We start from the raw sequence: 26,156 nt of genomic DNA, 5'->3' as shown, positions 1-26,156 counted from the left end.
CCGGCCGCCCGCTGTTCCGGCAACGGGTGTCAACGGGTTCAACCCGGCCCGCCGCACCGGGCCGACCGGCCCCTCCCGCAGGGGCCGCACCGCACACGAGAGGAGTAACGGCGCCGCCCGACCAGCGCGCCGTACACAACCACCATGGCAACCATCCCGACCCTGGGCGCCGAGCGCACCGCCGGCCGCACCGCCTCCCGCGCCGAGACCCGTGAGCTGCTCGGCAAGGCCACCTACGACCTGCTGGTGATCGGGGGCGGCATCCTCGGCACGGCCGTCGCCTGGACCGCGTCCCAGGCCGGCCTGAAGGTCGCCATGGTCGACGCCGGCGACTTCGCCGGTGCCACCTCCAGCGCCTCGTCCAAGCTGGTCCACGGCGGTCTGCGCTACCTGCAGACCGGCGCCGTCAAGCTGGTCGCGGAGAACCACAAGGAGCGCCGCGCGCTCTCCACCGACGTGGCCCCGCACCTGGTCAACCCGCTGACCTTCTTCGTGCCGGTCTACAAGGGCGGCCCGCACGGCGCGGCCAAGCTCGGCGCCGGCGTGTTCCTGTACTCGGCGCTGTCCGCCTTCCGCGACGGCATGGGCCGGGTCTCCACCGCCGCCCACGCCGCCCAGCAGGTGCCCGCGCTGCGCACCGAGGGCCTGCGCTCGGTGGCCGTCTACGGCGACCACCAGATGAACGACTCGCGCGTCGCGGTGATGACCGTGCGCGCCGCTGTCGACGCCGGCGCCGTGGTGCTCAACCACGCCGAGGTCACCGGCCTGCGCTTCACCGGCGGCCGGGTCACCGGCGCCGAGCTGCGCGACCGCCTGGACGGCAGCGAGTTCGGCGTCAACGCCCGCCTGGTGCTCAACGCCACCGGCCCATGGGTGGACCACCTGCGCAAGATGGAGGACGCCGGCGCCGCGCCGTCGATCCGCCTTTCCAAGGGCGCCCACGTCGTCGTCAAGCGCCGCTCGCCGTGGCGCGCCGCGCTGACCATCCCGATCGACAAGTACCGCGTCTCCTTCGCCATCCCGTGGGAGGACCACGTCCTGCTCGGCACCACCGACGAGGAGTACACCGGCGACCCGAAGGACGTCCGGGCCACCGAGGCGGACATCGACCAGATCATGGGCGAGGCCGCGCACGCGATCCGCGACGAGCACCTCGACCGCGACCTGATCACCTACTCCTTCGCCGGTCTGCGCGTGCTGCCCGGCGGCCCGGGCGACACCGCCGCCGCCAAGCGCGAGACCGTCGTCACCGAGGGCCGCGGCGGCATGCTGTCGGTCTCCGGCGGCAAGTGGACCACCTACCGGCACATCGGCCGCACCGTGCTGGAGAAGCTGGCCCACGTGCCCGGCACCAGCCTCGGCGAGGACATGTCCCCGATCGCCCCGACCGTCCCGCTGCCGGGCGTCGGCGCGCCGAACGCGGTGGCGCACCGCCTGCTGATCGACCGCGAGCCGGGCTCGCGGATGGAGCCGCTGGTGGCCAAGCACCTGGCCAGCCACTACGGCACGCTCTCCTTCGAGATCGCCCGCATGATCGACGAGAACCCGGAGCTCGGCCGGCCGATCCACGAGGACGGTCCGGACGTCTGGGCGCAGGTCGCCTACGCGGCCGACAACGAGTGGGCGTACACCGCGGACGACGTGCTGCGGCGCCGCACCACGATGACGGTGCGCGGGCTGGACACCCCGGAGATCCGGGACGAGGTCGAGGCCTTCCTGGCCGAGCGGTCCAAGTAACCGGCGTACGGCGGGCGGGCGTCCGGGGCTTCCCCGGGCGCCCGCCCGCCGTTTTCCGTCAGACCGGCGTACCGGCCTTGACCACGTGCCGCAGGTGCTCCTCCGGGCGGGTCAGCACGGTGAGGTCGGTCAGCGGGTCGCCGTCCACCACCAGCAGGTCGGCGTGCGCGCCCGGGGCCAGGGTGCCGATCTCCCCCTCCATCCCGAGCAGGCGGGCCGCCGTGGTGGTCGCCGAGCGGAGCACGTCGGCGGCCGGCTGGACCTGGGCGCGCAGGGTGAACTCCTCCAGCTGGGCCGGATGCAGCGGGCCGAGGAGGTCGCTTCCGTAGACCAGGCTGACGCCTGCGCGGTGGGCGCGCTCCAGCGCCTCCAGGCCCCGGTCCCGGACCTCGGCGAGCTTGCCGACCGAGGCCGGCGGCAGGCCCGAGGCGGCACCGAGCCGGGCGGTCTGCTCGTAGGCGACCAGGGTGGGGACCAGGAAGGCGTCCTTCTCCAGCAGCAGCGCGACCGTGGTGTCGTCCAGCAGGTTGCCGTGCTCGACGCAGCGCACCCCGGCCCGCAGGGCGCGGTCGATCGCCCGCGGGTGGTAGGCGTGCACGGTGACGTAGCGGTTGTGGTTCTCCGCCTCCTCGACCGCCGCCCGGATCTCCTCCTCGCTGTACTGGACGGCGGCGATCTCGTCGTGCGGGGAGGCGACGCCGCCGGACAGCAACACCTTGAGGTGCCGGGCGCCCTTGCGGAACTCGTCCCGGGCGGCGGCGCGCACCGCGTCCACGCCGTCGGCGATCCGGCCGAAGTGGGGGCGGGCCTCGCAGCAGGGCAGGGCGTCCTCGCCGAGCGGGCGCAGGTCGCCGTGGCCGCCAGTCTGGGAGAGCGCCTTGCCGCCGTGCAGCAGGCGGGGGCCGGGCACCAGTCCCTCGGCCAGGGCACGGGCCATGCCGTGGTCGGCACCGCCGACGTCGCGCACGGTGGTGAAGCCGCGGCGCAGCATGCGCTCGGCCTCGGCGAGGGCGCGGACGGTGGCGTAGCCGGGCGTCCAGTTCGCGAAGTCGCGCAGATCGAGCGAGGTGACCAGCAGGTGGACGTGGGCGTCGATCAGGCCGGGCAGGACGGTGCCGCCCTGCGCGTCGACGACCCGGACCCCGTCGGTGGCGGCGGGCGGGCGGCCGGTGCCGGTGGCGGCGATCCGGCCGTCGGCCGCCTCCAGCCAGCCGAGGTCGGTGCGGGTGCCGTCCTCGGGGTGGAGCAGGTGGGCGTTGGTGATCAGCAGACGGTTCATGCGGCGGTCCCCTCCGGTTCAGTACGTGTCGTATTGAATACGACCCGTACTGAATACACCATGTATCGTCCTCCTGTGAACCCATCGCCCACCGATCCCGGCGCGCCGCGGCCGCCGCGCCGCCGCGTCCACACCCGGGCCCGGCTGCTCGCCGCGGCGAGCGAACTGTTCCTCACCGTCGGCTTCGCGCGCACGAGCATCGAGGACGTCTGCGCCGCCGCCGGGTACACCCGCGGGGCCTTCTACTCGAACTTCGGCAGCAAGGAGGACCTGCTGCTGGCGCTCTTCGACGACCGGGCCGCCGAGCGGATGGCCGAGCTGGAGCGGCTCGCCGCCGCCTGCGAGGCGCTGGCGCCACGGGAGCGGGCCCGGCTGCTGGTCGAGGCTCTGCTGCGGGTCGACCCCTCGGAGAGCGGGTGGATCCTGCTGTTCCTGGAGTTCCGGCTGGTCGCGGCCCGGTCCGAGGCGCTGGCCGAGCAGGTCGCCGCGCACGACCGGACGCTGGCGCGGGCGGCGGCGGACCTCCTGGAGCGGGCGCTGCCCGAGTTGGTGCCCCCCGGGGCGAACGCCCGTCAGGCGGCGGCCGTCATCCTGGCGGCGCGCGAGGGGCTGCTGGCCCGTACGGCGGCGGGCGGCGCGGTGGCCGAGGAGCTGATGGCGGCGACCGAGGCGGTGCTGTCGGGCCTGCTGGGGCGCTGACGCGAACGCCAAGGGGCGGCCACCCGTGCGGTCCGGGTGCCGCCCCTCGGCGGTGGTGCGGTGCCGGGCGCGCTAGATGAGCACGCTCAGCGGCAGGATCAGGGCTATCGCGACGACCGAGATGATCGTCTCCATCACCGACCAGGACTTCAGCGTCTGTCCGACGCTCATCCCGAAGTACTCCTTCACCAGCCAGAAGCCGGCGTCGTTGACGTGCGAGAAGAACAGCGAACCGGCGCCGACCGCGAGCACCAGCAGCGCCGAGTGGGTCGAGGACATGTTCGCCGCGAGCGGGGAGACGATGCCGGCCGCGGTGATGGTGGCGACCGTCGCCGAGCCGGTGGCCAGGCGGATCAGCACCGCGATCAGCCAGCCCAGCAGCAGTGCCGAGATGTGCCACTGGCCGGCCCAGTGGCTGACCATGTCGCCGACACCCACGTCGATCAGTGTCTGCTTGAAGCCGCCGCCCGCACCGACGATGAACACGATGCCGGCGATCGGGCCGAGCGCCTTGCCGACGGTGTCGGACACCCGGGCCCTGTCGAAGCCGGCCGCCCTGCCGAGGGTCAGCATGCCGAGCAGGGTCGCCGCCAGCAGGGCGATCAGCGGGGAGCCGACGAGGTCCAGCACCCGCTGGACCATCGCCTTCGGGTCGTCGATCACGACGTCCGCGAGGGCCTTGCCGAGCATCAGCACGACCGGCAGAAGGATCGTCGCCAGGACGGCGCCGAAGGACGGGGTGCGCTCGCGCCCGACCGGCTCCTCGGAGGCGATGGCGGTCGGGACCTCCAGCGGGCCCACCCAGCGCTCGGCGACCCGGGCGAACAGCGGGCCGGCGATGACCAGGGTCGGGACCGCGACCAGCAGGCCCAGCGCCAGGGTGATGCCGAGGTCCGCCTTCAGCGCGTCGATCGCGACCAGCGGGCCCGGGTGAGGGGGCACCAGGCCGTGCAGCACCGACAGGCCGGCCAGGGCCGGGATGCCGACCCGTATCAGCGGCATGTTGCCGCGCCGGGCGACCAGCAGCACGATCGGGATCAGCAGGACGACGCCGACCTCGAAGAACAGCGGCAGGCCGAGCAGGGCGGCGACCAGCGCCATCGCCCAGGGCAGCGCCTTGCTGCCGGTCCGGGCCAGCACGGTGTCCGCGATGGTGTTGGCGCCTCCGGAGTCGGCGAGCAGCTTGCCGAGCATCGCGCCCAGGCCGATCAGCAGGCCGACGCCGGCCACGGTGGAGCCGAAGCCCGTGGAGAAGCTGTTCAGCAGCTTGTCGAAGGGGGCGCCCGCGACGACGGCCAGCAGTCCGGAGCCGAGCGTGAGGGCGAGGAAGGGGTGCAGCTTCAGCCGGGTGATCAGCACGATGATCGCGCCGATGCTGAGCAGCACCGCGATCAGCAGCTGGGTGTTGCTGCCGGTGTGCGGCAGGGCCGGTGGGGCGGCCGCCAGCAGGACGGTGGGGGCAGTGCTCACGCGAGGTCTCCATTGACGGGCCGCAGCAGTGCCACGGCCATCTCGACGAGTTCTTCGGGGGACGGGCCCACGTCCAGCACGGCGCCGTTCTCGTCCGCGCCCAGGGGCTCCAAGGTGGCGTACTGGGAGTCGAGCAGCGATGTCGGCATGAAGTGGCCCGTGCGGTGGGAGAGCCGGTCCTCGACCAGCTCGTGGCCACCGCTGAGGTGCAGGAAGAAGACGTCCGGGGCGTCCGCGCGCAGGATGTCGCGATAGCCGTGCTTCAGCGCCGAGCAGGTGACCACGCCGCCGGTTCCGGCCTCGGTGCGGGCCTTGAGCCAAGCGCCGATGGCGCGCAGCCAGGGCTCACGGTCCTGGTCGTCCAGCGGGACGCCGGCCGACATCTTGGCGATGTTGGCGGGCGGGTGGAACTCGTCCGCCTCGGCGAAGGGGAGGGCGAGGCGGTCGGCCAGGAGGCGGGCCAGGGTGGTCTTGCCGACACCGGAGACGCCCATCACCACGACGGTGCGGGGGGCGTCCGGGAGGGCGCGGTTCTCGACGTTGAGAGCCATGGGTGGTGCTCCTTCGTTGCAGGCCGCCACTATCGCTTCAAAGGTATGACGTATTCAAGTGGCGGGAACCAAATCGTCATACTTTTACTTCCCAGCGGCGGCGGGAGTGGAGGCGGGGCGGGATGCGGGCGGCTGGACGCGCGGGCCGAGGCGGGTGTGGCGGATCGCGGGCCGAGGCGGGGACGGGGCGGAGGGTGGCGCGGGGGTTCGGGCGGGTGGCGTCTACGCTGGGCGGATGGAGATCCAGGGGCTGCCCGGTCGGGTGCTTGACGAGCTCGGGCCGGCGATCGCGTCGGGGGAGGTCCCCGAGGGCGCGGTGCTGCGCGGGGAGGAACTGGAGCAGCGGTTCGGGGTGTCCCGGACGGTCGTCCGGGAGGCGGTGCGCGTCCTGGAGGGGATGCGCCTGGTCGCGTCCCGGCGGCGGGTCGGGATCACCGTCCAGCCGAAGTCGCTCTGGGACGTCTTCGACCCGATGGTGATCCGCTGGCGCCTGGCCGGTGCCGACCGGCCCGCGCAGCTGCGCTCGCTCGGCTCGCTGCGGGTGGCCGTCGAACCGGCCGCGGCCGCGCTCGCCGCCACCCACGCCACCGACGACGAACGGCGCGAACTCAGCGCCCTGGCCGTTGAGTTGACGGTCGCCGCGCGGGAGGCCGACCTCACCACCTTCCTCGGGCACGACATCGCCTTCCACGCGTTGGTGCTGCGCGCCTCCGGGAACGAGATGTTCGCCCACCTCGGGGACACCGTGGGGGCGGTGCTCACCGGCCGGACCGAGTATCATCTGATGCCCCATCAGCCGGAACCGTACGCGATCAGGCTGCACCGGGAGGTCGCCGACGCGATCTGCGAGGGCGACGCCGTCCACGCGGAACAGGCGATGCGGACGATCGTCACGGGCGCCCTGGAGGAGCTCAACCTGCAGTTGGACTGAGCTCCCGCTTCCGCCTGCCCGGATCACACGATTTGGCGGCAGTTCGGCGGATTCGGACGCATGCTCCGGGTTCGGCGGGGGCAGATTGAGGCGAGGGGGGCGCATTTCGCGTGCCCTGCCCGCCACCGTCCGCCACCGTCCGCCACCGGATTCGCGCCTGGGGGTCGTCCGATGTCCCTGCCACGCCGCCGTCGCCGCCTTCCCGACGAGGTGCGCTCCGCCGCGGTGCGGGCCGTACTCTGCCTGGCGTTCACGCTGGTCGGCGTGGTGGTCGCGACCCTGGCCTCGTACGCGGGCAGTTGGCTGATGACCCCCGCGCTGCTGGCGATGGGGCTCGGGGTGTTCGGCACGATGTGGTGCCTGTTGGAGATCCTGATCTCCCGTCAGGTCGCCGCCCAGCGGATGCGCGGGCCGAACTCCGCCTACCCGATGGCCGGCAGCCGGGTGCCCCCCGAACCGCTGGCCGCCCGGCCACTGCCCCGGCCCGGCGGTCAGCCGGGGCGGCCGGGCCCTCCCGGGCAGCCGGGCCAGCCGCCGTACCGGCCCCAACCACCGCACCAGCCCAGGGTGCCGACGGCGTGACCGGCCGGTTCCGGGCCACCCCGAGTGCCGTCGGTGGGTGCCCGTAGAGTCGGGCGCATGAAGTTCTTCCGTTCCAAGGGCGAGCCCCAGTACGACCCCGACCTCACCAACCTGACGGTCGACCAGGCCGACCACCTGCGCGAGTTGGTGCGCCGGCACCACGCCGACATCGGCGTGCAGGTGACCGTCTCCGGGCAGACCCTGCGGCGGGCCGAGGGCACCAACAACCTGTACAACCTCGCCGAGTTCTGCCGTGGCACCGACCGGAGCGACTGGCCCGGGATCGTCGCGCGGCACTTCGGCTCCCTCCTCGGCGCCGCCAGGACGATGCCCGGCGGCGCCGAGGGGACCTTGAGCCGCGTCTACCTCCGGCTCGTCGCCGACGACGCGTTCCCGGCCGAGGTCGCCTCCGCGTTCAGCTACACCAGGCCGGTCGCGACCGGCCTGCTGGAGGCGCTCTCGGTCGACCTGCCCGAGACCGTACGGACCCTGGACGACAAGGCCGTCGCCGAGGTCGGGCTGCAGCGGCTGCGGGCCGCTGGGCGGGCCAACCTGATCGCCGACCCGGTCGAGTACGAGGCCCTCCAGGGCCCGACCGAGGGCTCCACCCTGTACGCGGTGTTCGGCGACTCGATGTTCGTGGCCAGCAAGGCGCTGGTGCTGGACGACCTGGCCCGGGCGGTGACCGGGCGCGAACTCCCCGAGGAGGGCGCCTTGTTCGCCGTGCCCAGCCGGGACTACCTGTTCTTCCATCCGCTCGTCGAGGCCGGGGTAGCGGGCGCCGTCAACGACCTGGCGGCGATGGCACTGCGCGTCCACCAGGAGAACCCGGGGCCGCTGTCGCCCCGGCTCTACTGGTGGCACAAGGGCGAGGTGACCAACCTGACCCGGATCGACGAGGCCGACCGCTCCTTCTCCATCGAGCCGCCCGCCGAACTCATGGCGATCCTGCGCAGGTTGACGGGGAACTAATCAGTGACCACCCGGTAGTGGGTGGTGAGCCGGCCGCCGTCCAGGACGTGGAAGGCGAGCATCGGCGGGTGGTCGAAGAGGATGCCCTTGCCGCCCTCGCAGGGCAGCGTGATGGTGGAGACCACCCCGGGCGCGACCAGCACCGGCAGTCCGGCGAAGGTGGTCGCGGCGGAGGTGTGGGCGTGGCCGCAGAGCAGCGCGGCCACCCGGGGATGGCGGCGCAGCACCTGCGCCAGCCGTTCCTCGCCGAACTGGCGGATCCCGTCGACGAACGGCACGTGCAGTTCGACGGGCGGGTGGTGGAAGGCCACCAGGGCGGGCAGCCCCTGGCGTCCCGAGGCGAGTTGGGCGTCCAGCCAGTCCAGGGTCTCGTCGTCCAGCAGGCCGTCGTGCTGCTCGGGTATCGAGGAGTCGAGCATCAGCACGTCGGCGCCGGGCAGTCGGTGCATCCGGTTGACCGGGTCGGTCGTGGGCTCCTCACCGAGCAGCACCTGCCGGTACGGCGCCCGGCTGTCGTGGTTGCCGGGGCAGGTGAGCACAGGGTGCCGTGAGGCCAGCACCTCGGCGACCTGCCGGTACTCCTCGGGCAGGCCCTGGTCGGCGAGGTCACCGGTGACCAGCACCGCGTCGAGCGGGCCGGGCAGGGCGTCGAGGTACGCCATCACCTGCTCGGCCCGCCGCCGGGCCCGCTTGCCCGCGTCCCGGCGGTGGACCTGACCGAGGTGGATGTCACTGAGGTGCGCGATCGTCAGCATGGCGATCACGCTAGTGAGTTCACGGCTGCGCCGGAACCTCCGCGGGGCGCTTGAACATCCGGGTGGCGGTGATCTCGCCGTGGATGGTCGGGCCGTCCGGGTCCTGCGGGGCGGGCAGGCCGGGGCGCAGGTGCTCCTCCACCGAGATGTACTTGAGGCCGGCCCGCAGGTCGGCGTCGTTGCGCAGCCGGATCACCAGCGGGAACTCGGCGAGCGCGGTGGTGTCGAACAGGCCAGTGGTGTAGATCAGCTGGACACCGAGGGCGTCCGCCACGGCGCGCTGGAGCTCCAGCAGGTAGGTGGCGTTGGCGCGGCCGATCGGGTTGTCGAGGAACAGCGTGCCCGCGTGCCGCAGTTGGGACTGGCCGCGGTCGTTGGCGCGCAGCGCGGCCATGGTGCAGTACAGCGCGATGGCCGCGGTGAGCAGCTGGCCGCCGGAGAAGACGTCGGACATCTGGCCGACGCCGACCCGCTCGGCGCGCAGCACCGCGTCCGGCTTGAGGATCTCGACGCTGACGCCCTTGGGGCCGATCGCGGCTGCGACGCCGCGCAGCAGCAGGGACATGCCGTCGCGGCGCAGGTCGCTGTTCTTCTTGACGGCGGCGCGGGTGGCCTCGTCGATGACCTCGCCGAGGCGTTCGACCAGGGTGGCGTGGTCCGGGTCGTCGAAGCGGATCCGCAGGAACTCCTGACCGGACCACTCCCCCAGGCCCTCCGGGAGCCGGGACAGCCGCTGGGCGGCGCGCAGGGTGGCGAGCGAGGACTCGACCAGGCCGCGCAGCCGGTCGACGATCGAGCCGCGGTTGCGCTCCAGCTGGGCCAGCTCGTCGGTGAGCACCCGCAGCCGGGGCGCGAAGGCGGCGGCCCAGGCCGCGGCGTGCTCGGGCAGCGCGGAGGCCGGCAGTTCGCGGATCTGCTGGCGGGCGGGGGTGCGGACGGCCTCGTAGCGGGCGGCGTTGGCGTGCCGGACCAGCGCGTCGGAGGCGTCGCGGACGGCGAGTTCGGCGGAGGACAGCTCGCCGGCCGCCGTCCGCAGGCCACGGCGGGCGTCGGTGGAGGCGTTGCGGGCCTCGGGCAGCGAGCCGAGATAGGGCTCGACCGGCTGGCCGTCGTCCTCCTGCAGCTCGCGCAGGCCGTCGCGCAGTTGGCCGGCCAGCTCGTCGAAGTCGGCGGCGGCGGACTGGGCGGTGTCGAAGGTGCGCTGGAGGTCGGCGTGCGCGGCGCGGGCGGCGTCCACGGCCTCCCGGCACTCGGCGAGCCTGCTGGTGGCGGTGCGCAGCAGGCTCTGGGCGTGCTCCGGGTCGGTGGGGACGAGCTCCTCGGGCAGCTCGGTGTGCGCTTCGCCGTCGGCGGGGGCGGAGCGCTCGGCCTCGCCGCGCAGGCGGCCGAGCTGTTCGCTGGCGGCGGCGGAGCGGGCCTCGATGGTGGCGACCAGTTCCTCGGCGCGGGCGGCGGCGGCCTGGCGGCCCGGGCCGTCGGCGCCGTCGGGGCTGCCGAGGAGTTCCTCGGCGCGGGTGCGGACCTTGTTGGTGAGGCGGTCGAGTTCGGCCGCGGCGGCGGCCTCGTCGCCCTCGGCGCGGGCCTGTTCGGCGCGCAGGTCGGCGCCGACGCCGACCTTCTCGTACAGCTGGGAGGCGGACCGGTAGGCCTCGCGCAGCGCGGGCAGCGCAGCGGGGGCGCTCTGCTCGGCGGGCTCGTCGGCCTGCTCGGCAGCGGGGATCTCGGCGCGTTCGGCGCGCAGGGCCCGTACCGTGCGGCGGGCGTCGTCGGCGGCGCGCTGGGCGGCCCGGCGGTCCTCGTCGCAGGTGCGGGCGCGTTCGGCGCACAGGGCCTGGCGGCGGTCGCACTCGGCCGCGTCCTCGGCGAGTTCGCGCTGGCGGCGGGCCCAGTTGGCGCGCTCGCGCAGCCGGAAGGCGAGGCCGGAGAGGGCGTCGGCGCGGCGGCGGGCGCGCTGAGCGGCCTCGCGGTGCTCCTCGTGGGCGGAGGCCGCGGCCGCGTGGTCGGTCTCGGCCTCGTCGTGGTCGGCGCGCAGGGTGGCCAGGGCGGCGGCGGCGTGCTCGGCGTGCTCGCGGGCGGCCTCGGCGGCGGCGGCGAGTTCGGCCAGGGTGCCGGGCGGGCAGCTGGCGTGCCAGGAGGCGAGACGCGCGGCGAGGGCGCGGTCGGCGCCGAGGCGGCCGGCGAGTTCGCGGATGTGCTCCTCGCGGGCGGCGGCGCGTGCCCGCAGTTCGCGGCGCTCCCCGTCGGCGGCGGACTCGTCGTGCATGGCCGGGTTGGGCGGCACCAGGAAGAAGGCGGGCTCGTCGGTGATCGGGGCGATCAGCGAGGCGGCGGCGCCGACGGCCACGGTGGAGCGCGGCAGCAGGGCAGCGGCCTGGAGGGCCTCGCGGGCGCGCTCCAGCGAGGACGGGTCGGTGACGACCACGCCGTCGACCAGTTCGGGGCGGGCCGCGAGGATCGCCTCGTGGTCGGTCGGGTCGACGGACTGGGCGAGGTAACGCCAGCCGGGCAGGGCGGGGATGCCGTGCTCGGCGAGGTACTCGACGGTGGCCAGCACGTCGGGGCCGGGCGGGAGCAGCCCGCCGTCACCGAGCGCGGCGAGGATGCGGGAGTCGTCGGCGGCGGCCGTCCGGAGGTCGAACAGGGTGCGTTCGGCGGTGGCGATGGCCTCGTCGAGGAGTTCGCGCAGGTACTCGGCGTTGCGGTCGAGCACGGCCGGGGTGAGGAATCCGGCGTCCTCCTCGGCGTCTTCCTGGTAGGGCGTCAGGGAGAGCAGGTCGGCGAGGCGCTGTTCGGTGGCGAGCAGGGCGGCGGTGCGCTGCTCGGCGGCCAGCGCGCGGGCGGCGTCCTTACGGGCGTCGCCGGCCCGTTCGGCGGCGAGTTCGGCGCGGGAGGTGGCGGCGGCGGCCTCGCGCAGCCGGGCGGCGCTCGCCTCGGCGGCGGTACGGGCCTGGGCGAGGGCCGCGGCGGCGGCCTTCTCGACGTCGGCGGCGTGCAGCGCGGCACGGGCCGGGTCCACGTCGCCGTCGGCGTCGATGAAGCCGGCCTCGACGGCGGCCTCGGTCTCCTGCTCGACCTCGGCGAGGCGCTGGCGCAGGTGTTCGGCCTCGCTGCGGGCCTTCTGGGCCGCGGTGGCGGCCTCGGTGGCGGCGGCCTGGGCCTTGCCGCCGTCCTCCTGGAGCTCGCTCGCGCGCTGCTCCTCGGTGTCGGCGCGGGCTTCGGCGGCCGCGGCGGCAGCCTCCAGGGCGCGGGCGAGCGCGGTGGCGGCGCGGGCGCGGGCGGCGAGCGCGGGGGCGGCGTCCAGCTCGGCCTCGCGGATCGCGGCGGCGACCCGGGCGACCCGGTCGGCGGCGGCGCGCTGGCGCAGCACGGCCTCGGCGGCCTGCCAGGCGGAGTGCAGGGTGCGGGCGTCGATGAGCTCGCGGCGCAGCGCGGCGGCCTCGGCGGTGGCCGCCGCGAGGCTCAGGGTGGCGTGCCGGTGGGTGAGTTCGTCGGCGATCAGGCTGTGCCGGGTGCGGTCGGACTCGGCGGCGGTGACGGCGCTCGCGGCGGCGGCGACCTCGACGGCGAGGTCCTGGGCGCGGTCGCGTTCGGCGGCGGCGCGGGAGGCGAGGGCGTGGGCGAGGCGGCGGGCGCGGCGCTCCGCGGTGCGGTGGGCCTCGCGGACGGTCTCGCGGGCGGTGGTGGCGTCGACGATGCGTTCCAGCAGGTCGAGCGAGCCGGCGGTGAAGTCGCGTTCGGCGGTGAGTTCGGCGCGCAGGCCGAGCTTGGCGGCGAAGCCGTGCACCAGGTCGGCCAGGCCGTCGGTGTCCCGGGTGTCGGTGACGGCGCGCAGCAGCAGGTCGGTGAAGTCCTTGTCCTGCTTGACCGCGAAGAGGCCGGCCGCCTCGCCCTCGTCGGCGTTCATCTCGCGCTGGTAGCGGAAGAGTTCGGGATCGAGGCCGAGTTCGCCGAGGTGTTCGGTCCAGCGGTCGTGGCCGTCCTCGAAGACCAGGTCGAGGTGGGGGTGGGCCTTGCCGGCCTCGGTGAGGGCGTCGCGGAAGCCCTTCATGGTGCGACGGCGGCCGCGGGCCTTCTGGTCGCCGGCCAGGCTGACGCGTTCGGCGACCGGCAGCGAGTCGAGGGTGAGGCCGGGGCCGGGGCGGAAGGAGTACCAGGTCTCGGCGAACTTGCGCGGGTCGGAGGAGACCTGGCGGCCGCGCCACTCGCTGACCTTGCCGACCACGATCAGCTCGCCGGTGACGGTGTGCTGCCACTCCAGGGCGACGTGTCCGCAGTCGTCGGCGAGCAGGAACTTGCGCAGCACGCCGGAGCTGGCGCCGCCGAGGGTGTTGCGGTGGCCGGGGAGCATCACCGAGAAGATCAGCTTGAGCAGGACGGACTTGCCGCCGCCGTTCTCCAGGAAGAGCACGCCGGCCGGGGCGGGGCGGCGGACCGGGCCGTCGGTGTCCTCGCCGAACAGGCCGATCTGCTGCGGGGCCGGGTCGGCGACGGGCTCGCCGACGCCGCGCAGGTCGAGCACCGTGTCGGCGTAGCGGGCGCCGGCCGGTCCGATCGAGTAGAGGCGGACCCGGTTGAGCTCGTACATGTGCGGCGGTTCTCCGTGCGTCTTATGGGGTTGTCAGAGCGATCAGAGCGAGTGGAACGGCAGGCCGGCGTCGGCGACCAGCTCGTCGGAGGTGTCGGGCGGCAGCAGGCTGGCGGTGCCGTCGGAGACCGGGACGATGCCGAGGTCGAGCAGTTCGGCCATCGCGGCGCTGCCGGCCAGGTCGCGGACCTGGAGCTGGTAGCGGGCGGTGGTGCGGTACGTGCCGCCGGCGTCGTCGGAGACCTTCTGCAGGAAGCCGGAGTCCACCAGGAACATGACGGCCTTGGCGACGATGCCGATGGTGGAGCCGGAGAGCCGGCGGGCGTCCTTGGTGGCGCCGGTGGCGGTGCGCCGGGCCCAGACCCGCCAGGCGGCCTCCAGGCCGGGGGCGTCGGTGGCCGGGTCGGTGTTGGCGCCGTCGGCGTCGGCCTGCTCCTCCAGACGGCGGCAGGCCTGGCGGACGAAGGAGTCCACGCCGTTGACGGTGATCCGGCCGAGGTAGCCGTCGTCGGCGAGGTCCTCGGGGCGGGGGAAGGCCATCGCGGCGACGGCTAGATGGGCCAGTCCGTGCAGGAAGCGGTCGGTGGACTCGGAGGCGGCGCGGCGCGAGTAGTCGCCCATCCGGACGGCGAACAGCGAGTCCTCGGCGGCGGCCACGGCCATGCCGGCACGCGGCGAGACCTCCAGGACGACCAGGCCCATGCCGGTGGCGATGGCGTCGGCGAGGCGGGCGAACGGCGGGTCCTCGCGGTGGCGGCGGACGAGTTCGGCGTACTCGGCGTCGCGGGCGGGGAGCAGCTTGGCCTGGAGGCCGAAGGAGACCAGCCGGGCGGCGTCGGCGACGTCGGCCGGGGTGATCGGCGCGGGGGCCGCGGGTTCGGTCTCGGCCGCCCAGGACGTGTCGTGGTGGGTCGTCACGGGCGGTGCTCCTCGGGGGTGGTGCGGTGGTTACGGTTCGTCAATGTGCTGTTCCGGCGTCGCGTCAGCCGGCGTCCTTGCGGTCGGCGGCCATGCCGACCGCGTCGAGCAGGGCGCTGCCGACGATCAGGTCGGCGCCGCCGAACTCCGGGTCGCGCAGCGGGGTGCCGTCGTCCACGGCGAACAGCAGCCGCTCCTCGCCCTGGCGGTAGGCGGTGCCGACCGGCGGGCTGGCCGCGTGCACGGCCAGCAGGGCGACCAGGTAAGGGAGTTCCGGATCCCGTCGGCGGGCGTCGGCGAGCAGGCCGGAGAGCCGGCGGGGGGCGTCCGGGGGCAGGTCGAGCAGTTCCAGGGCGGATTCGAGCTGGGCCTCGGAGAAGCGGCTGTCGTCCGGGGTGGCGACGAGGTCCGGGTCGGGCAGTTCGGCGCCGAGGTGCTCGCGCTCGACCGGCGGGGTGAGCAGCAGGTCGACCAGGTCGGCGACCCGGACCGAGACGGGCGTGCGCAGGCCGGCGCCGTGGGCGAAGAAGGCGCCGGTGGGGCGGACGGCCTGCTCCACCGGCAGCCGGAGCACGGGGGCGAGCAGCTGCCCGTAGAGGTCGATGCCGCTGCGGGCACCGGGGGTGGCGAAGGCCTGCCGGTCCTGTTCGGCGCGGAACAGCGGGCCGGCCTCCAGCAGCCGGGTCTGCAGCTGGGTGTGGCGGCGGATGCAGTCCTTGACGATGTCGACCAGTTCGGCGGCGCGGCGCTTGTGCTCGGGGTCCTCGGCCTCGTCGCGGGCCTTGCGGATGTTGGTGAGAATCGCGTTCTCGTGCCGGTAGCGGTCGGCGATGTGGTCCAGCGCCTCGTCGATGAGATCCGGGACCGCCTTCATCCAGTCGACCGCGCGGACGTTGCGGCGGGTGGCGTCGAGGGCGCGGCGCAGCGTCTCGGCGTACTGGACGGTGCGGTAGCGGGCCTGTTCGGCGGCCAGCTGGGCGTCGGCCAGGCGGCCGCGGCGGATCAGTACCTCCAGCTTGACCTCGGCGGCGATCTGGGCCGAGGTGACGTCGGTGTCGAGCGCGCCGACCAGGACGTTGACCGCCTCGTCGGTGGTGCGAAGGTAGACGCCGCCGTCGGGGCCGGGGACCTCCTCGATCAGCTTGAAGTCGTAGTCGCGGCGGACGTACTCGCCGTCCGCGCCGAAGGTGCCGTAGACGGCGCGGAAGCCGCGGTCCACGCTGCCTACGTTGATCAGCGACTCCAGCACCCAACGGGCGACCCGCTCGTGCTCGGGGGCGTGCCGGTGCGGCGCCTGGGCGGCGACCCGGGGCAGCATCCGGGCGAGCACCGTCTCGCGGTCGGCCCCGGTGTCGAAGTCCATGTTCAGGGTGACCAGGTCGATCGCGGCGAGGCCGACCTCGGCCATCGCGTAGCCGCCGTACTCGCCGGCCAGGTTGACCTTGCGGTTGTCCAGGTCGTGCAGCGGGGCGGTGCAGGCCAGCGCCTTGAGCCGGCGGGCGAGGCCCTCGTCGGCGGCGGGGCCGGGCGCGGGCCGCGGCGCGGGCACGGCGGCGCCGGCGGCCGGCCGGAGGCCGGGCTCGGTGGGCTGGGCAGCGATGGCGGTCACGGTGGACAAGATTAGAGGTTCGCACGGACATCGACCGAAACGGACCTTGCGGGTGGAGCGAGCGGCAGGCCGGGGGGCGTGTCCGGTGCGGATGCGGAACGCGGTTTCGACGGGATTCCGCCATTCCCGAACCGGTATTCGACAAACCCGCGAGGGCCGCGGGACGGTTCGGTGATGATCGACACATGATCACCCGACTGGCCGCAGCGGCCCTCGGCGCCGCCCTGTCCCTGACCGTCCTCACCACCGGCGCCGCCGCGGCCGCGCCGACCGACACGCCGTCGACCTCCGCCCAGCACGTGACCGTCTCGCAGGCCGGGAACTACCCCGGCGGCTTCTTCACCTCGGGAAACATGGCGGCGAGCTGGGTCTCCTCAGGCACCGCGGACCTCACCGGCCCGACGCACTTCACCGTCGACCTGCCGCCCGGCGTCACCACCGACGGCGCGATGTTCTACTCCACGCCGTACGACTACACCTTCACCGAGACCCTCTCCCCCGACGGCCGCCACCTGGAGGCCGTGCTCACCGGCACCCGGGTGGTCGGGAAGAGCGAGTTCATGAAGCTCAGCCTGCGCACCACCCCCGGAGTGCACGTCGCCGGGGTGATCACGGTGACGGCCGCCAACCCGAACGACACCGACCCGACCGGGCACGTCTCCCGCTACGACCTCGGCAGCGGCAGCTACCTGCCGGCGACCGTCCAGGCCGCCCCGGCCGTCTCCGGTCTCGACACCGTCACCGGTCCGGGCGCGGGCGGCACCTCGGTGACCGTCAGCGGCAGCAACCTGGCCCACGGCATGGTGCTGGTCGGCGGCGTCCCGGCGGCGGGCAGCTGCACCGACACCGCCTGCACGGTGACCACGCCGGGCGGCTCGGGCAGCGCTCCCATCAGCGTGGTCACCCCGGGCGGCACGGCCGCCGCCCCGGCCGCCTTCGACTACACCGGCGCCGCGCCGCCAGCCCCGCCCGCGCCGGTGGTCAGCAGCCTGACCACCACCAGCGGACCGGTGGCCGGCGGCACCCGGGTGTACGTCCAGGGCAGCAACCTGACGTACGGCTCGATCGCCTTCGGCGGGGTGCCGGCCGCGCACGTCTCCTGCGGGCCCTCCTTCTGTTCGGCCACCGCACCCGCGGGCGCCGCGCCGGGGCCGGTGGACGTCACGGTCACCGCGGCGGGCGGCACCAGCGCGCCGGTCACGTACACCTATACGGCGTAGCGCCTGCCGGTCTACGGCGCAGCGCCTGCCGGCGATGCCCGGGTGTCCTGTGCGGCGCCCGGGCATCGGTGCGTCCAGACCCGGCCCAACGGCGTGTTGAACATGTTCAAAAGATGGGTCTAGAGTCGGTTCCGCGCAGGTGGAGCGAGGCTCCGCCTGCTCCTCGGCGCGCCCGGCAGGGGTGCGCTCGACATGGAGGTGTGCGAGATGGACGGCGACCCCGCGGTCATCCTGCGGCGGGTCCGGCGGTGGCTGCGGCTCTTCCTGGTCTGCCTGGTGCTGAGCGGTCTGACCGCCTTCCCGCTGGAGACCGAGACCCGCTGGCTGGTCGATTTCGCCTCCGGCCCGGCGGCACCGTTGACCGACCGCTTCCCGGCCGCGCTCGCCTGGTTCCAACGGGTGCACACCGGTCTCGTCGAGACCGACGAGCGCTACCCGTTCCTGGCGTACGGCACCGACTGGCTGGCCTTCGCCCACCTGGTGATCGGCGCCGCCTTCTGGGGGCCGCTCAAGGACCCGGTCCGCAACATCTGGGTGATCCGCTGGGCGGTGCTCGCCTGCGGCGCGGTGATCCCGCTGGCGCTGATCTGCGGGCCGCTTCGGGGGATCCCGCTGGCATGGCGATTCATCGACATGTCGTTCGGCGTCTTCGGCGCCGTTCCGCTGCTGATCGTGCTGCGGGCACTGCGTCCGCTGGAACGTTCCTTCCAGCAACACCCGGCCGCACACTGAGTCGACGGCCCCCCGGCGCCGCCCCGGGGCGCGCAAAAGTGGGCCGCGCGCCGGAGGGCCCTGCGGGCGCCCGGGTCACGGTCATCGGGCTTCACCGCCAGGCCCTACCATCTGGCTCAACAGCTGCTGGGAGGCGGACGGACGTGGCCGATGCGGTGATCGATCTCAATGCGGACCTCGGCGAGGGGTTCGGGCGCTGGAGCCTGACCGACGACGAGGCGCTGCTGTCCGTCGTGACAAGCGCCAACGTCGCCTGCGGCTACCACGCCGGGGACCCGTCGACCATGCGCCGGGTCTGCGCGCTCGCCGCCGAACGCGGCGTCCGGATCGGCGCCCAGGTCTCCTACCACGACCTGGCCGGCTTCGGACGCCGCGCGATGGACGTGCCCCCGGAGGAACTGGCCGACGAGATCGCCTACCAGATCGGCGCCCTCCAGGTCTTCGCCCGCGCCGCCGGCTCCCGGGTGTCCTACGTCAAACCGCACGGCGCCCTCTACAACCAAGTGGTCGCCGACTCCGAGCAGGCCGAGGCCGTGGTGGCCGGGGTGCTCCGCGCCGGGGCGGTCTGCGACGGGCCACTGCCCGTCCTCGGACTGCCCGGCTCCCGGCTGCTCTCGGTCGCCGAGGGGGTCGGGCTGCCGGTCGTCACCGAGGCCTTCGCCGACCGCGCCTACACCTGGGCCGGCACCCTCGTCCCGCGCCGTGAACCCGACGCGGTGGTGCACGACCCCGAATCGGTGATCACCCGCGCCGTCGGCATCGCCCGGGACGGCACGGTCGAAGCCGTCGGCGGCGACCGCATCGCCGTCGAGGCCCGCTCGCTGTGCGTCCACGGCGACACACCGGGCGCCGCCCAGCTCGCCTGGCGGATCCGCGGCGCCCTCGCCTCGGCCGGGGTCCGGGTCGAGGCGTTCACCTGACGGCGGACGGACGCGAGGAGGCGTTCACCTGACGGCCGGCCGACGCGACGGGACGCCGGTGTGCGGACGTGGGACGAGAAGCGCCCAGGCCCAGCCCGACAGCAGCTCCGCGATGACCCGTTGGGCCGGATCGAACGCGCCCTCCCCCTCCTCCGCGGCCCAGGGCACGTCAGGGCGGCGTCCGGCCCGGTGCGGCGACCGGCCCGGTGCGGCGGTCGGTCCGGTGCGGGGCTCAGCCGGCGCCCAGCGCCCGCGCGGCCGCCACCGCGAAGCCGTCCGGGTTGTCGAGCATGATGTTGTGGCCGCAGTCCGGCACCTCCACCACCCTCACCCCCGCCGCGCGAAGCCCCTCCGCGCCCGCCGGCTCCTCCCCCTCCGGATGGAGGAAGGTGCGCGGCAGGTCGAGACCGAGCAGCAGCTCGCGCATGGGCGGTTCGCTCCCCCGGGCCAGGTGCACGGCACTGCGGTACAGGGCCTCGGGCCCGGCCAGTCGCATGGTGGACCACCAGAACGGGCCGACCCTCCGGGCGACTTCCTCCCGTCCGCCGGCCAGGAACTCCACCTCGGTGTAGCTCGCGATCCCACTGCTGCCGATCCGGCGGCGGCCGGGGTCGATCGGGTCCAGGTTGGCGTCCACCAGGAGCAGCCGCGAGACCAGTCCGGGGTTCCGGTGCGCCAGGACGATCGCGACCGCGCCGCCCATGCTGTGGCCGACCACCTCGACCCGGTCGAGCCCGGCGGCCGCGACCGCCGCCGCGACGGCATCCGCGTGCGCCTCAAGGGTGTAGTCGAAGTCGGCGGGCCGGTCGCTGATCCCGAAGCCGAGCAGGTCCAGCAGCAGCGAGCGGCGCCCGGTGAGCAGCGGGTGGGCGGCGGCGGCCGCGAAGTAGACGGGCGAGCTGGCGCCGAGCCCGTGCAGATGGAGCCGGGCGGGCTCGGCGCCGGGCAGCTCCACCCAGCGGATCCGGTCGCCGTTCGGGGTGACGGGGGCTTCGCGCATGCGCGCACACTCCTGTGTCGGTCGGGGACTGCCGAGAGGACGGGACTATACCTCGAAGTCGATGTATCGCGATTCGATATACCAAAACGCCGAGACACCGATCTGAGAGAGTGGGCCCATGCTGAAGCTCGCGATCCTCGGGTTCCTGTACGACCGGCCGCTGCACGGCTACGAGCTGCGCCGCCACCTCGCCGCCCTCACCGGCCACGTCCGCCCGATCAGCGACGGCTCCCTCTACCCCGCGATCAAGCGACTGGAGGCCGACGGCCTGCTGGTCCGCGAGACCGAGCCCGGCAGCGCCGCCGCACCCCGGCACACCCTGCACCTGACCGAGGCCGGCCGCACCGCGCTGCTCGACCGGCTGCGCGAGCCCGAGCCGCTCGACATCACCGACGGGAACCGCTGGGCCGCCCTGGCCTCCTTCCTGCGCCACCTCGACGACCCGGCCGCCCAGGCCGCCGTGCTGCGCCGCCGGATCGCCTTCCTGTCCGAGCCGGCCAGCTTCTTCTACGAAGGCGACCGCCCGCGCGCGGCCGAGGAGTTCGCCGATCCGTTCCGACGCGGCCTGCTGCTGACCGCCCGCGCCACCACCGAGGCCGAACTCTCCTGGCTTCGCGCCGCCCTCGGGGAACTGAAGGAACCGACGAACTGACGGACGGACGAACTGGCGGACCGGCGGACCGGCGGACCGGCGGACTCATTTCTCCACGACCTGACGGCCTGACGGCCTGACGCACCGACAGGAGGAAGAGGGGAATCGCCCGCGTTGACCGAAAGGCGCCGAACCGCCCTTCCCTCCGCACCCCACCCGTGTTCCGATGGCCCCATGGGCAACGACACACACATGAGCGACGAGCGACGCGAGGGCTACGACGGCACGGGCCCCGGCGCCATCACCCCGGACGGCTGCGCGGTCGAGGTGTGGACCCGCCTCCCGGTGGGCGACGCCCCGGACGTGATCGAGGCCGCGGTGCCACCCGGCGCCAAGATCCTCGAACTGGGTTGCGGCGTCGGCCGGATGACCCACCCGCTGGTCGACCGCGGCTTCGCCGTCACGGCCGTGGACGAGTCCGCCGAGATGCTGGCCCGGGTGCGCGCGGACGTCCGCACGGTGCGCAGCCCGATCGAGCGGCTGGACCTCGGCGAGCGCTTCGACGTCGTCGTGCTGGCCTCCTTCCTGGTGCACGCCGGCGACCCCGCCGTCCGCCAGGGCCTGTTGGAGACCTGCCGGCGGCACGTCACCGGGGACGGCTGCGTGCTGGTGCAGCGGGAGGGCGAGGACTGGCACCGGAACGTCCCGCGGGAGAGCCGGATCGCCGGGACGGACGGGGTGGCCAGGATCCTCTCCGCGACACCGGTCGGTTCCGGGGTGAACTCCGTCCACGCGGAGTACGTCTTCCCGGACGGCACCTGGACCCAGACCTTCCTGTCCCGCCCGCTCAGCACGGAGGCCTTCGAACAGGCCCTGACGGACGCCGGACTGCGGGTCGAGGCGTACCTGACGGAGGACCGCACCTGGGTCCGGGCCCGGCCCTTCAACCGGTCCCGGAGCGGCCCGGCGCGCTAGTTCCGGGTCGGGCCGGTGCGCAAAGTCCGATTAAAGGATGAACAAAGACCTGTCGCTTTCACCCCGTACCATCGGCCGCGCGCCGGGGTCCTCGGCAAGCTGTTCCAGGACACCATCGAGACCCATCTGCGCGACCTCCGGACCATCGGCCCCACGCTGATCGTCTTCGGTCTGCTGCTGGCCCTCGCCGACCGCACCCGCGCCGTCCGCCACGCCCGTCCGATCACCGACCTGCCCCTGCCGCACGCGGCCGCCTACGGCTTCACCCAGGCACTGGCGCTGATCCCGGGCGTCTCCCGCTCCGGCGGCACGATCAGTGCGGGCCTGCTGCTCGGCTACAGCCGGGAGGCGGCGCCCGCTACTCGTTCCTGCTCGCGATCCCGGCGGTGCTCGCCTCGGGGACGCTGGAGCTGTTCGAGATCGGCGAGGGACCGGCCCCGGCCTGGGGGCCGACGGTCCTGGCCACCGTGATCGCCTTCGCGGGCGGCTACGCGGCGATCACCTGGTTCCTCCGGTACATCTCGCACAACAGCTTCCTGCCGTTCGTGGTGTACCGGGTGCCGCTCGGCGTCCTGATCACCGGCCTGGTGGCGGGCGGCGTGCTGGCCCCGGACGCGGGTTCGGTCAAGTAGAACGGCGTTCCACCCGGCGGCGCCCGAAAGGGCAGTGGGCCGGGACACCCGCACGGTGTCCCGGCCCACTGAACGTTGAGGCCCTCGGGCCCGAGGACACGCCCCTAACGCCCGAACTCCCGGGCGGCGGTCAATCGGCCGCGGACGGCGGCGTGGACCTCGGCCTCCTCGGCCGGGTCGGCGGCGAGCCTCCGCAGCCGCTCCAGCACACGCGCGTCGCCCGTGGTGGCGACGTGGCGCGCGGCGAGCTCGCGCGTGGACTCCTCGCAGTCCCAGAGGCACTCGACGGCGGGCCCCTCGGGGAAGTGCACATCGGTCACGGCGAGCGCCCGGGCGGCGCGACCGCGCAGTTCGGAGGAGGCGGCCTCCCCGTAGATGTGGCGCAGGACGGGGACGGCGTCTGCGGCGGCCAGCCGCCCCGCACCGTCGACCAGCGATCCCAGGCCGGTACCGCTGACACCGCGCACGGAGATCCAGCGGCGCAGCCCGGCGACCACCAGCGGCGCGTCGACCGGCTCCCCGGCGTCGGCGAGCAGGCGGACGGCCGTCTCGCCGAGCGCACTGTCGGCTCCGCCGCTGGCCGGGTCCGCCCAGCGGCGGGCCTGGGCCAGCACCTCGGGGCCGCGCATCCGGCCGAGCAGCTCCAGCGCTGCCCGGACGATCCGGTCGTCCACGTCAGCTGCGGCAGCCTCGATCAGTTCGAGGGCGGCCGGGTCGCGCTGGTCGACCAGGTAGCGCAGCGCGGCGCGCCGGGCGCCGCGCAGGCCACCGCGGGCGGTCTCCAGCAGGAGGGGGCGGTCCTCGGGCCGGACGACGGCCGTCAGACAGCGGGCGGCGGCGGCGGCGCGGCGGTCCACGGCGTCCGGGCCGGACGGGTCCTCGTCGACGCGCTCCGGCTCGGGGCGGCCCAGGAAGGCACCGGCGTTGAGGTCACCCAGCTGCCCCTGGTCGGCCCAGGCCAGGACGTCGGCAGTGGACCAGCCAGGGGTGACGCCGCTGCGGTTGAGCTGGCGCTGCCAGAGGTCGAAGGGCGACTGCTCGCTGGCCGCGGCCACTCTCGGGTGGTAGGCCGCCCAGAGCCGCCAGGGCCGGGGCTCGTAGGCGTTGCGGATGAACTCGCGCAGCTCGGCGTCGCCCTCGGGGCCCGGTGCGAAGCGGTCCAGCACGGCGGTGCCGAGCAGCAGCAGACCCCGGTCGTCGTCGCGCAGGGCGAGCTCGTCCAGGGCCCAGGTCCAGTTGGCACCGGTGGCGGCGTACTCGCGCAGCATCAGCAGCGCGTCGCGCCGGCCGTACGCGGCGAGGTGGCCCAGGACGGAGAGGGCGAGGCCGGTGCGGCTCTCGTCATCGCTGACGAGGTCCTCGGCGGAGTGGAGGTGGTCCTCGATGCCGTCGAGGGGCGCCTCCAGCTCCATGTAGAGGCGGGCGTAGTAGAGGGAGCGGCTCTCGACCTGCCAGTCGGCCCGCGGATCCCTGGTGACGCACTCCTCCAGCGCGGCGATGGCCTCGGCACGGTCGGCGGCCAGCGCGTGGAGCTGCCCGTCACCGCGGCCTCGCTGCAGGAGGCCTAGGAGGCTGGCACTAGGTGCTATCACTGGCTCGAACATGAGGTCAGCATCCGTTGCGGCGGTCGTAGTGGCAACGGGATTTCCGTCGCCGGGGGTCTCTGGTCGGTACTGCGGTGGGCGCCCGGGCGCCGGAATCACCGAAGGTTACCGCCTCGGACCCTCTTCCGCACACAGGGCGACGAGGGCCGCTGCCACAGTGGCATATGCCAGGGGAATTTTGCCTGCGTTATGTCCAAATCGCCCACACCGGCGTGGACGCTGTGCGACAGTCTTGTCACCACCCCCGAGGACCCGCACGGGGGCCGCGCCGACCGATGGACCCGTCATGAGCATGCCCTTGGGCGCCGCCCGCCCGCCGGCCACCGCCACGGTGGACGGCGCCCCGGCGGGCACCCGGAAGGCAGCGCGGACGACGGCTCCGTCGGCGGGTCCGACAGCGGAACGGAGGGCGGAGTGGACGGCACGACGCAGGGGCCGTCCGGCCCTTCCCTCGACAGCGGCGGCCACCCCGGCCGCCGCGACCACGACGACAAGCCGATCATCGGCTCGGCGGAGTGGGACCTGCTCACCGACGGCGTCCGCTGGAACGCCGAGACCTACCTCCTCCTCGGCTGCGACCCGGGCCACGGCCCGCTCAGCCTCGACCGGCTGCCCGACCGCCTCCCCGAGGCGGACCGGCCGCTGCTGCGCCGGATGATGACCGACGCCCTGGTGCACGGCCGTCCGGCCGCCGGCACGCTGCGGATCCGCCGCCCCTGCGGACGGCACGACAGCGTCGAGTGCGCGGGCGAGCCCGTACTCGGCGCGGACGGCACGGTCACCGCGCTGCGCATGCTGCTCCGGCCGGCCCCGTCGGCCTGATCGGGAGTCCCGCCGCCGGCCCGAACCCCCGCCTGTTGCCCGGTCGGCGCCCCGCCGGCCGGGCGTCTCACGACGGCCGCGGCCGGTTCTTGGCGTCCGCCGCCCGCAACTCCCGGCCGAGCTCCGCCCGCAGCTCGTCCACCACCGGCAGCCCCCGGTACCGCGCCGTCAGCCGGTACATCTCGCGCAGCCGGTCCCAGGTCCGGTGCGAGGAGTTCTGGCCGATCAGGTTCATCACCATCTTGGCCTGGAACGCCGCCGCGTCCGGCTCCCCGGCGATCCACTGCACCGACGCCAGGGTGATCCGGTCGAACAGCGCCGAGCGCAGCTGCCCGGTGCCCTCCCGCAGGGCGATCACCCGCTCCGCGTGCCGCCGGGCCCGGGGGGCGGCCGCCTCGTCGTGCTCGGCCAGGGTGCGCAGCACCAGCCCCTGCATGCCGCGCAGTTCGGCCTCGTCGAAGACCTGCATCCAGGACGGCGCGGGTTCCGGCGACTCCTCGGTGAACAGGTCCTCCGCCTCGCCGAGCAGCCGGTAGGTGTCCTGGGAGTGCCCGATCGAGGCGTGCGCCCAGGCCTCGACGGTGTTGAACATCGCACGGGTTCTGGGCAGCAGCAGACCACCGCCCGCCTTGGCCGCCGACATCAGGTCGATCGCGTCGTCGGCCCGGCCCAGGTGCACCATCTGCCGGGCGGCCCGGGAGATCGCCTCGCCGGCCCGCGGCCGGTCGCCCGCCTCCTTGGCCGCCTCGGCCGCGATCATGAAGTACCGCTGGGCGGTGGGCTCCAGGCCCACGTCGTGCGACATCCAGCCTGCCAGCACCGCCAGGTTGGCCGCGACCAGCCACAACCGCTGCTCCACCGCCGGTGCGTGGCGGTGGGTCAACAGGCCGCCCACCTCGTTCAGTTGACCGACCACCGCCTTGCGCTGGAGCCCGCCGCCGCGAGCGGCGTCCCAGGCCCGGAACACCTGCACCGAGCGCTCCAGCGACTCCACCTCGTCGAGCCCGACCGGGCCCGCGTCGTACACGTCCACCACCGGGCGCGCGCCGCCCCCGGTGACCACCTGGCGGGGCCCGGGCACCGAGGCCGCGTACGCCACCGCGTCCCCGCCCAGCCAGCCCTTCAGCGAGTCGGCGATGACCGCCCCGGTCGTGAGCGCGGCTCCGGCGCCCACCAATCCACGTCGGTTCAGCATGAGGTCCATTCCCGTGAACTCGGTGAGGACCACGGCTGTTCGATCCGGCGACCACGGCGCTGCTGCGGAGGGCTCCGCTCCGGACCTGGTGGGCCGGTGTCGTTCCAGACCGAGGTCCTCAGTGGTGACGACACGGCCGAGCCGCTCCGTGAACACGGCTGCCAGCACCCTCGGCACCGGATCGCGCGGGATCTCCCCATGCTCGATCCACCGCCGTACCCTCGACGTGTCGGTGGACAGCTGCTGCTGCCCCAGCGCGGCACCCCGACGGTTGACCAGCCGCGCCAACTCGCCCTTGGACCATCCGGTCAGGACGAACAGATCGGCGAGTCGGGTGTTGGGTTCCCTGCTCAAATGAAGCCCCCAGGTTCCTCGG

The 26,156-nt window shown here is 74.3% G+C and carries 21 protein-coding genes and 1 pseudogene; 12 read left to right on the top strand and 10 right to left on the bottom strand.

The genetic code is table 11. The annotated features are described in order from the left end of the window. Positions 1 to 144 precede the first annotated feature (144 nt). Positions 145 to 1,737: an FAD-dependent oxidoreductase gene (locus ACFV1W_RS20565; protein WP_380418475.1), complete on the top strand. Its 1,593-nt coding sequence runs from the start codon at positions 145 to 147 to the stop codon at positions 1,735 to 1,737. Positions 1,738 to 1,795: 58 nt separating this feature from the next. On the opposite strand, the gene ACFV1W_RS20560 is transcribed toward ACFV1W_RS20565, so the two are convergent. Then, complete coding sequence (locus ACFV1W_RS20560; RefSeq protein WP_380418474.1) at positions 1,796 to 3,016, bottom strand: amidohydrolase family protein; 1,221 nt, start codon at positions 3,014 to 3,016, stop codon at positions 1,796 to 1,798. A 75-nt stretch (positions 3,017 to 3,091) separates the two neighbouring features. On the opposite strand from ACFV1W_RS20560, the gene ACFV1W_RS20555 reads away from it, so the two are divergent. Next, the gene (locus ACFV1W_RS20555) at positions 3,092 to 3,715 is read left to right on the top strand and encodes a TetR/AcrR family transcriptional regulator (RefSeq protein WP_380418472.1); all 624 of its coding nucleotides are present in this window, start codon (positions 3,092 to 3,094) and stop codon (positions 3,713 to 3,715) included. A 72-nt stretch (positions 3,716 to 3,787) separates the two neighbouring features. Here ACFV1W_RS20555 and ACFV1W_RS20550 read toward each other — a convergent pair whose 3' ends face one another. Further along, the gene (locus tag ACFV1W_RS20550) at positions 3,788 to 5,185 is read right to left on the bottom strand and encodes a GntP family permease (RefSeq protein ID WP_380418470.1); all 1,398 of its coding nucleotides are present in this window, start codon (positions 5,183 to 5,185) and stop codon (positions 3,788 to 3,790) included. Beyond that, positions 5,182 to 5,736, bottom strand: a complete 555-nt coding sequence (locus tag ACFV1W_RS20545) for a gluconokinase (protein ID WP_380418469.1) — start codon at positions 5,734 to 5,736, stop codon at positions 5,182 to 5,184. Before ACFV1W_RS20545 ends, ACFV1W_RS20550 begins: the two co-directional genes overlap by 4 nt. 235 nt (positions 5,737 to 5,971) lie before the next feature. On the opposite strand from ACFV1W_RS20545, the gene ACFV1W_RS20540 reads away from it, so the two are divergent. The 3 genes from ACFV1W_RS20540 (at position 5,972) to ACFV1W_RS20530 (ending at position 8,221) form a co-directional block, all read left to right on the top strand. Next, positions 5,972 to 6,667 carry a FadR/GntR family transcriptional regulator gene (locus tag ACFV1W_RS20540; protein ID WP_380418467.1) on the top strand — a complete coding sequence of 232 codons (696 nt, stop codon included), beginning with the start codon at positions 5,972 to 5,974 and terminating at the stop codon, positions 6,665 to 6,667. Between the two features lie 171 nt (positions 6,668 to 6,838). Next, positions 6,839 to 7,249, top strand: coding sequence for a hypothetical protein (locus ACFV1W_RS20535; protein ID WP_380418465.1), 411 nt, complete (start codon positions 6,839 to 6,841; stop codon positions 7,247 to 7,249). A 57-nt stretch (positions 7,250 to 7,306) separates the two neighbouring features. Beyond that, a complete protein-coding gene (locus ACFV1W_RS20530; protein ID WP_380418464.1) occupies positions 7,307 to 8,221 on the top strand; it encodes a hypothetical protein in 915 nt (304 codons plus the stop codon). Here ACFV1W_RS20530 and ACFV1W_RS20525 read toward each other — a convergent pair. The 4 genes from ACFV1W_RS20525 to ACFV1W_RS20510 form a co-directional block, all read right to left on the bottom strand. Further along, a complete protein-coding gene (locus tag ACFV1W_RS20525) occupies positions 8,218 to 8,976 on the bottom strand; it encodes a metallophosphoesterase (protein ID WP_380418462.1) in 759 nt (252 codons plus the stop codon). The two genes, ACFV1W_RS20530 and ACFV1W_RS20525, sit on opposite strands and share 4 nt — an antisense overlap. Positions 8,977 to 8,995: 19 nt before the next feature. Then, complete coding sequence (locus ACFV1W_RS20520; RefSeq protein ID WP_380418460.1) at positions 8,996 to 13,561, bottom strand: hypothetical protein; 4,566 nt, start codon at positions 13,559 to 13,561, stop codon at positions 8,996 to 8,998. A 42-nt stretch (positions 13,562 to 13,603) separates the two neighbouring features. Then, a complete protein-coding gene (locus ACFV1W_RS20515) occupies positions 13,604 to 14,479 on the bottom strand; it encodes a hypothetical protein (protein WP_380418458.1) in 876 nt (291 codons plus the stop codon). 64 nt (positions 14,480 to 14,543) lie between these two features. Next, the gene (locus ACFV1W_RS20510) at positions 14,544 to 16,079 is read right to left on the bottom strand and encodes a hypothetical protein (protein WP_380418500.1); all 1,536 of its coding nucleotides are present in this window, start codon (positions 16,077 to 16,079) and stop codon (positions 14,544 to 14,546) included. Positions 16,080 to 16,273: 194 nt separating this feature from the next. Between ACFV1W_RS20510 and ACFV1W_RS20505 the strand changes: the two genes are divergently transcribed. The 3 genes from ACFV1W_RS20505 (at position 16,274) to ACFV1W_RS20495 (ending at position 18,960) form a co-directional block, all read left to right on the top strand. Next, the gene (locus tag ACFV1W_RS20505; protein WP_380418457.1) at positions 16,274 to 17,308 is read left to right on the top strand and encodes an IPT/TIG domain-containing protein; all 1,035 of its coding nucleotides are present in this window, start codon (positions 16,274 to 16,276) and stop codon (positions 17,306 to 17,308) included. A gap of 207 nt (positions 17,309 to 17,515) precedes the next feature. Then, entirely contained in the window at positions 17,516 to 18,040 is a 525-nt protein-coding gene (locus tag ACFV1W_RS20500) for a hypothetical protein (RefSeq protein ID WP_380418455.1), read from the top strand. A gap of 143 nt (positions 18,041 to 18,183) precedes the next feature. Further along, on the top strand, positions 18,184 to 18,960 hold the full coding sequence (locus tag ACFV1W_RS20495; protein ID WP_380418454.1) for a LamB/YcsF family protein: 777 nt from the start codon (positions 18,184 to 18,186) through the stop codon (positions 18,958 to 18,960). Positions 18,961 to 19,192: 232 nt separating this feature from the next. On the opposite strand, the gene ACFV1W_RS20490 is transcribed toward ACFV1W_RS20495, so the two are convergent. Then, positions 19,193 to 19,960, bottom strand: a complete 768-nt coding sequence (locus ACFV1W_RS20490; RefSeq protein ID WP_380418452.1) for an alpha/beta fold hydrolase — start codon at positions 19,958 to 19,960, stop codon at positions 19,193 to 19,195. Between the two features lie 118 nt (positions 19,961 to 20,078). Between ACFV1W_RS20490 and ACFV1W_RS20485 the strand changes: the two genes are divergently transcribed. The 3 genes and pseudogenes from ACFV1W_RS20485 to ACFV1W_RS20475 all read left to right on the top strand — a co-directional run bounded on the left by ACFV1W_RS20485 (position 20,079) and on the right by ACFV1W_RS20475 (position 22,159). Beyond that, entirely contained in the window at positions 20,079 to 20,612 is a 534-nt protein-coding gene (locus ACFV1W_RS20485) for a PadR family transcriptional regulator (RefSeq protein ID WP_380418450.1), read from the top strand. 192 nt (positions 20,613 to 20,804) lie between these two features. Further along, entirely contained in the window at positions 20,805 to 21,527 is a 723-nt protein-coding gene (locus tag ACFV1W_RS20480) for a class I SAM-dependent methyltransferase (RefSeq protein WP_380418499.1), read from the top strand. Positions 21,528 to 21,542: 15 nt separating this feature from the next. Continuing rightward, a pseudogene (locus ACFV1W_RS20475) lies at positions 21,543 to 22,159 on the top strand (undecaprenyl-diphosphate phosphatase). Between the two features lie 104 nt (positions 22,160 to 22,263). Here ACFV1W_RS20475 and ACFV1W_RS20470 read toward each other — a convergent pair. Beyond that, entirely contained in the window at positions 22,264 to 23,763 is a 1,500-nt protein-coding gene (locus ACFV1W_RS20470; RefSeq protein ID WP_380418449.1) for a HEAT repeat domain-containing protein, read from the bottom strand. Positions 23,764 to 24,177: 414 nt separating this feature from the next. Here ACFV1W_RS20470 and ACFV1W_RS20465 point away from each other — a divergent pair, with 414 nt between their 5' ends. After that, on the top strand, positions 24,178 to 24,585 hold the full coding sequence (locus tag ACFV1W_RS20465; protein ID WP_380418447.1) for a hypothetical protein: 408 nt from the start codon (positions 24,178 to 24,180) through the stop codon (positions 24,583 to 24,585). A gap of 67 nt (positions 24,586 to 24,652) precedes the next feature. On the opposite strand, the gene ACFV1W_RS20460 is transcribed toward ACFV1W_RS20465, so the two are convergent. Further along, positions 24,653 to 26,134 carry a hypothetical protein gene (locus ACFV1W_RS20460; RefSeq protein WP_380418446.1) on the bottom strand — a complete coding sequence of 494 codons (1,482 nt, stop codon included), beginning with the start codon at positions 26,132 to 26,134 and terminating at the stop codon, positions 24,653 to 24,655. Between the last annotated feature and the right edge of the window lie 22 nt (positions 26,135 to 26,156).

The sequence above is a fragment of the Kitasatospora sp. NPDC059648 genome (assembly GCF_042734825.1).
Lineage (GTDB): Bacteria > Actinomycetota > Actinomycetes > Streptomycetales > Streptomycetaceae > Kitasatospora.
Note: the sequence above shows the minus strand (reverse complement) of the source record. Positions and strands in the feature narration are given on the sequence as shown.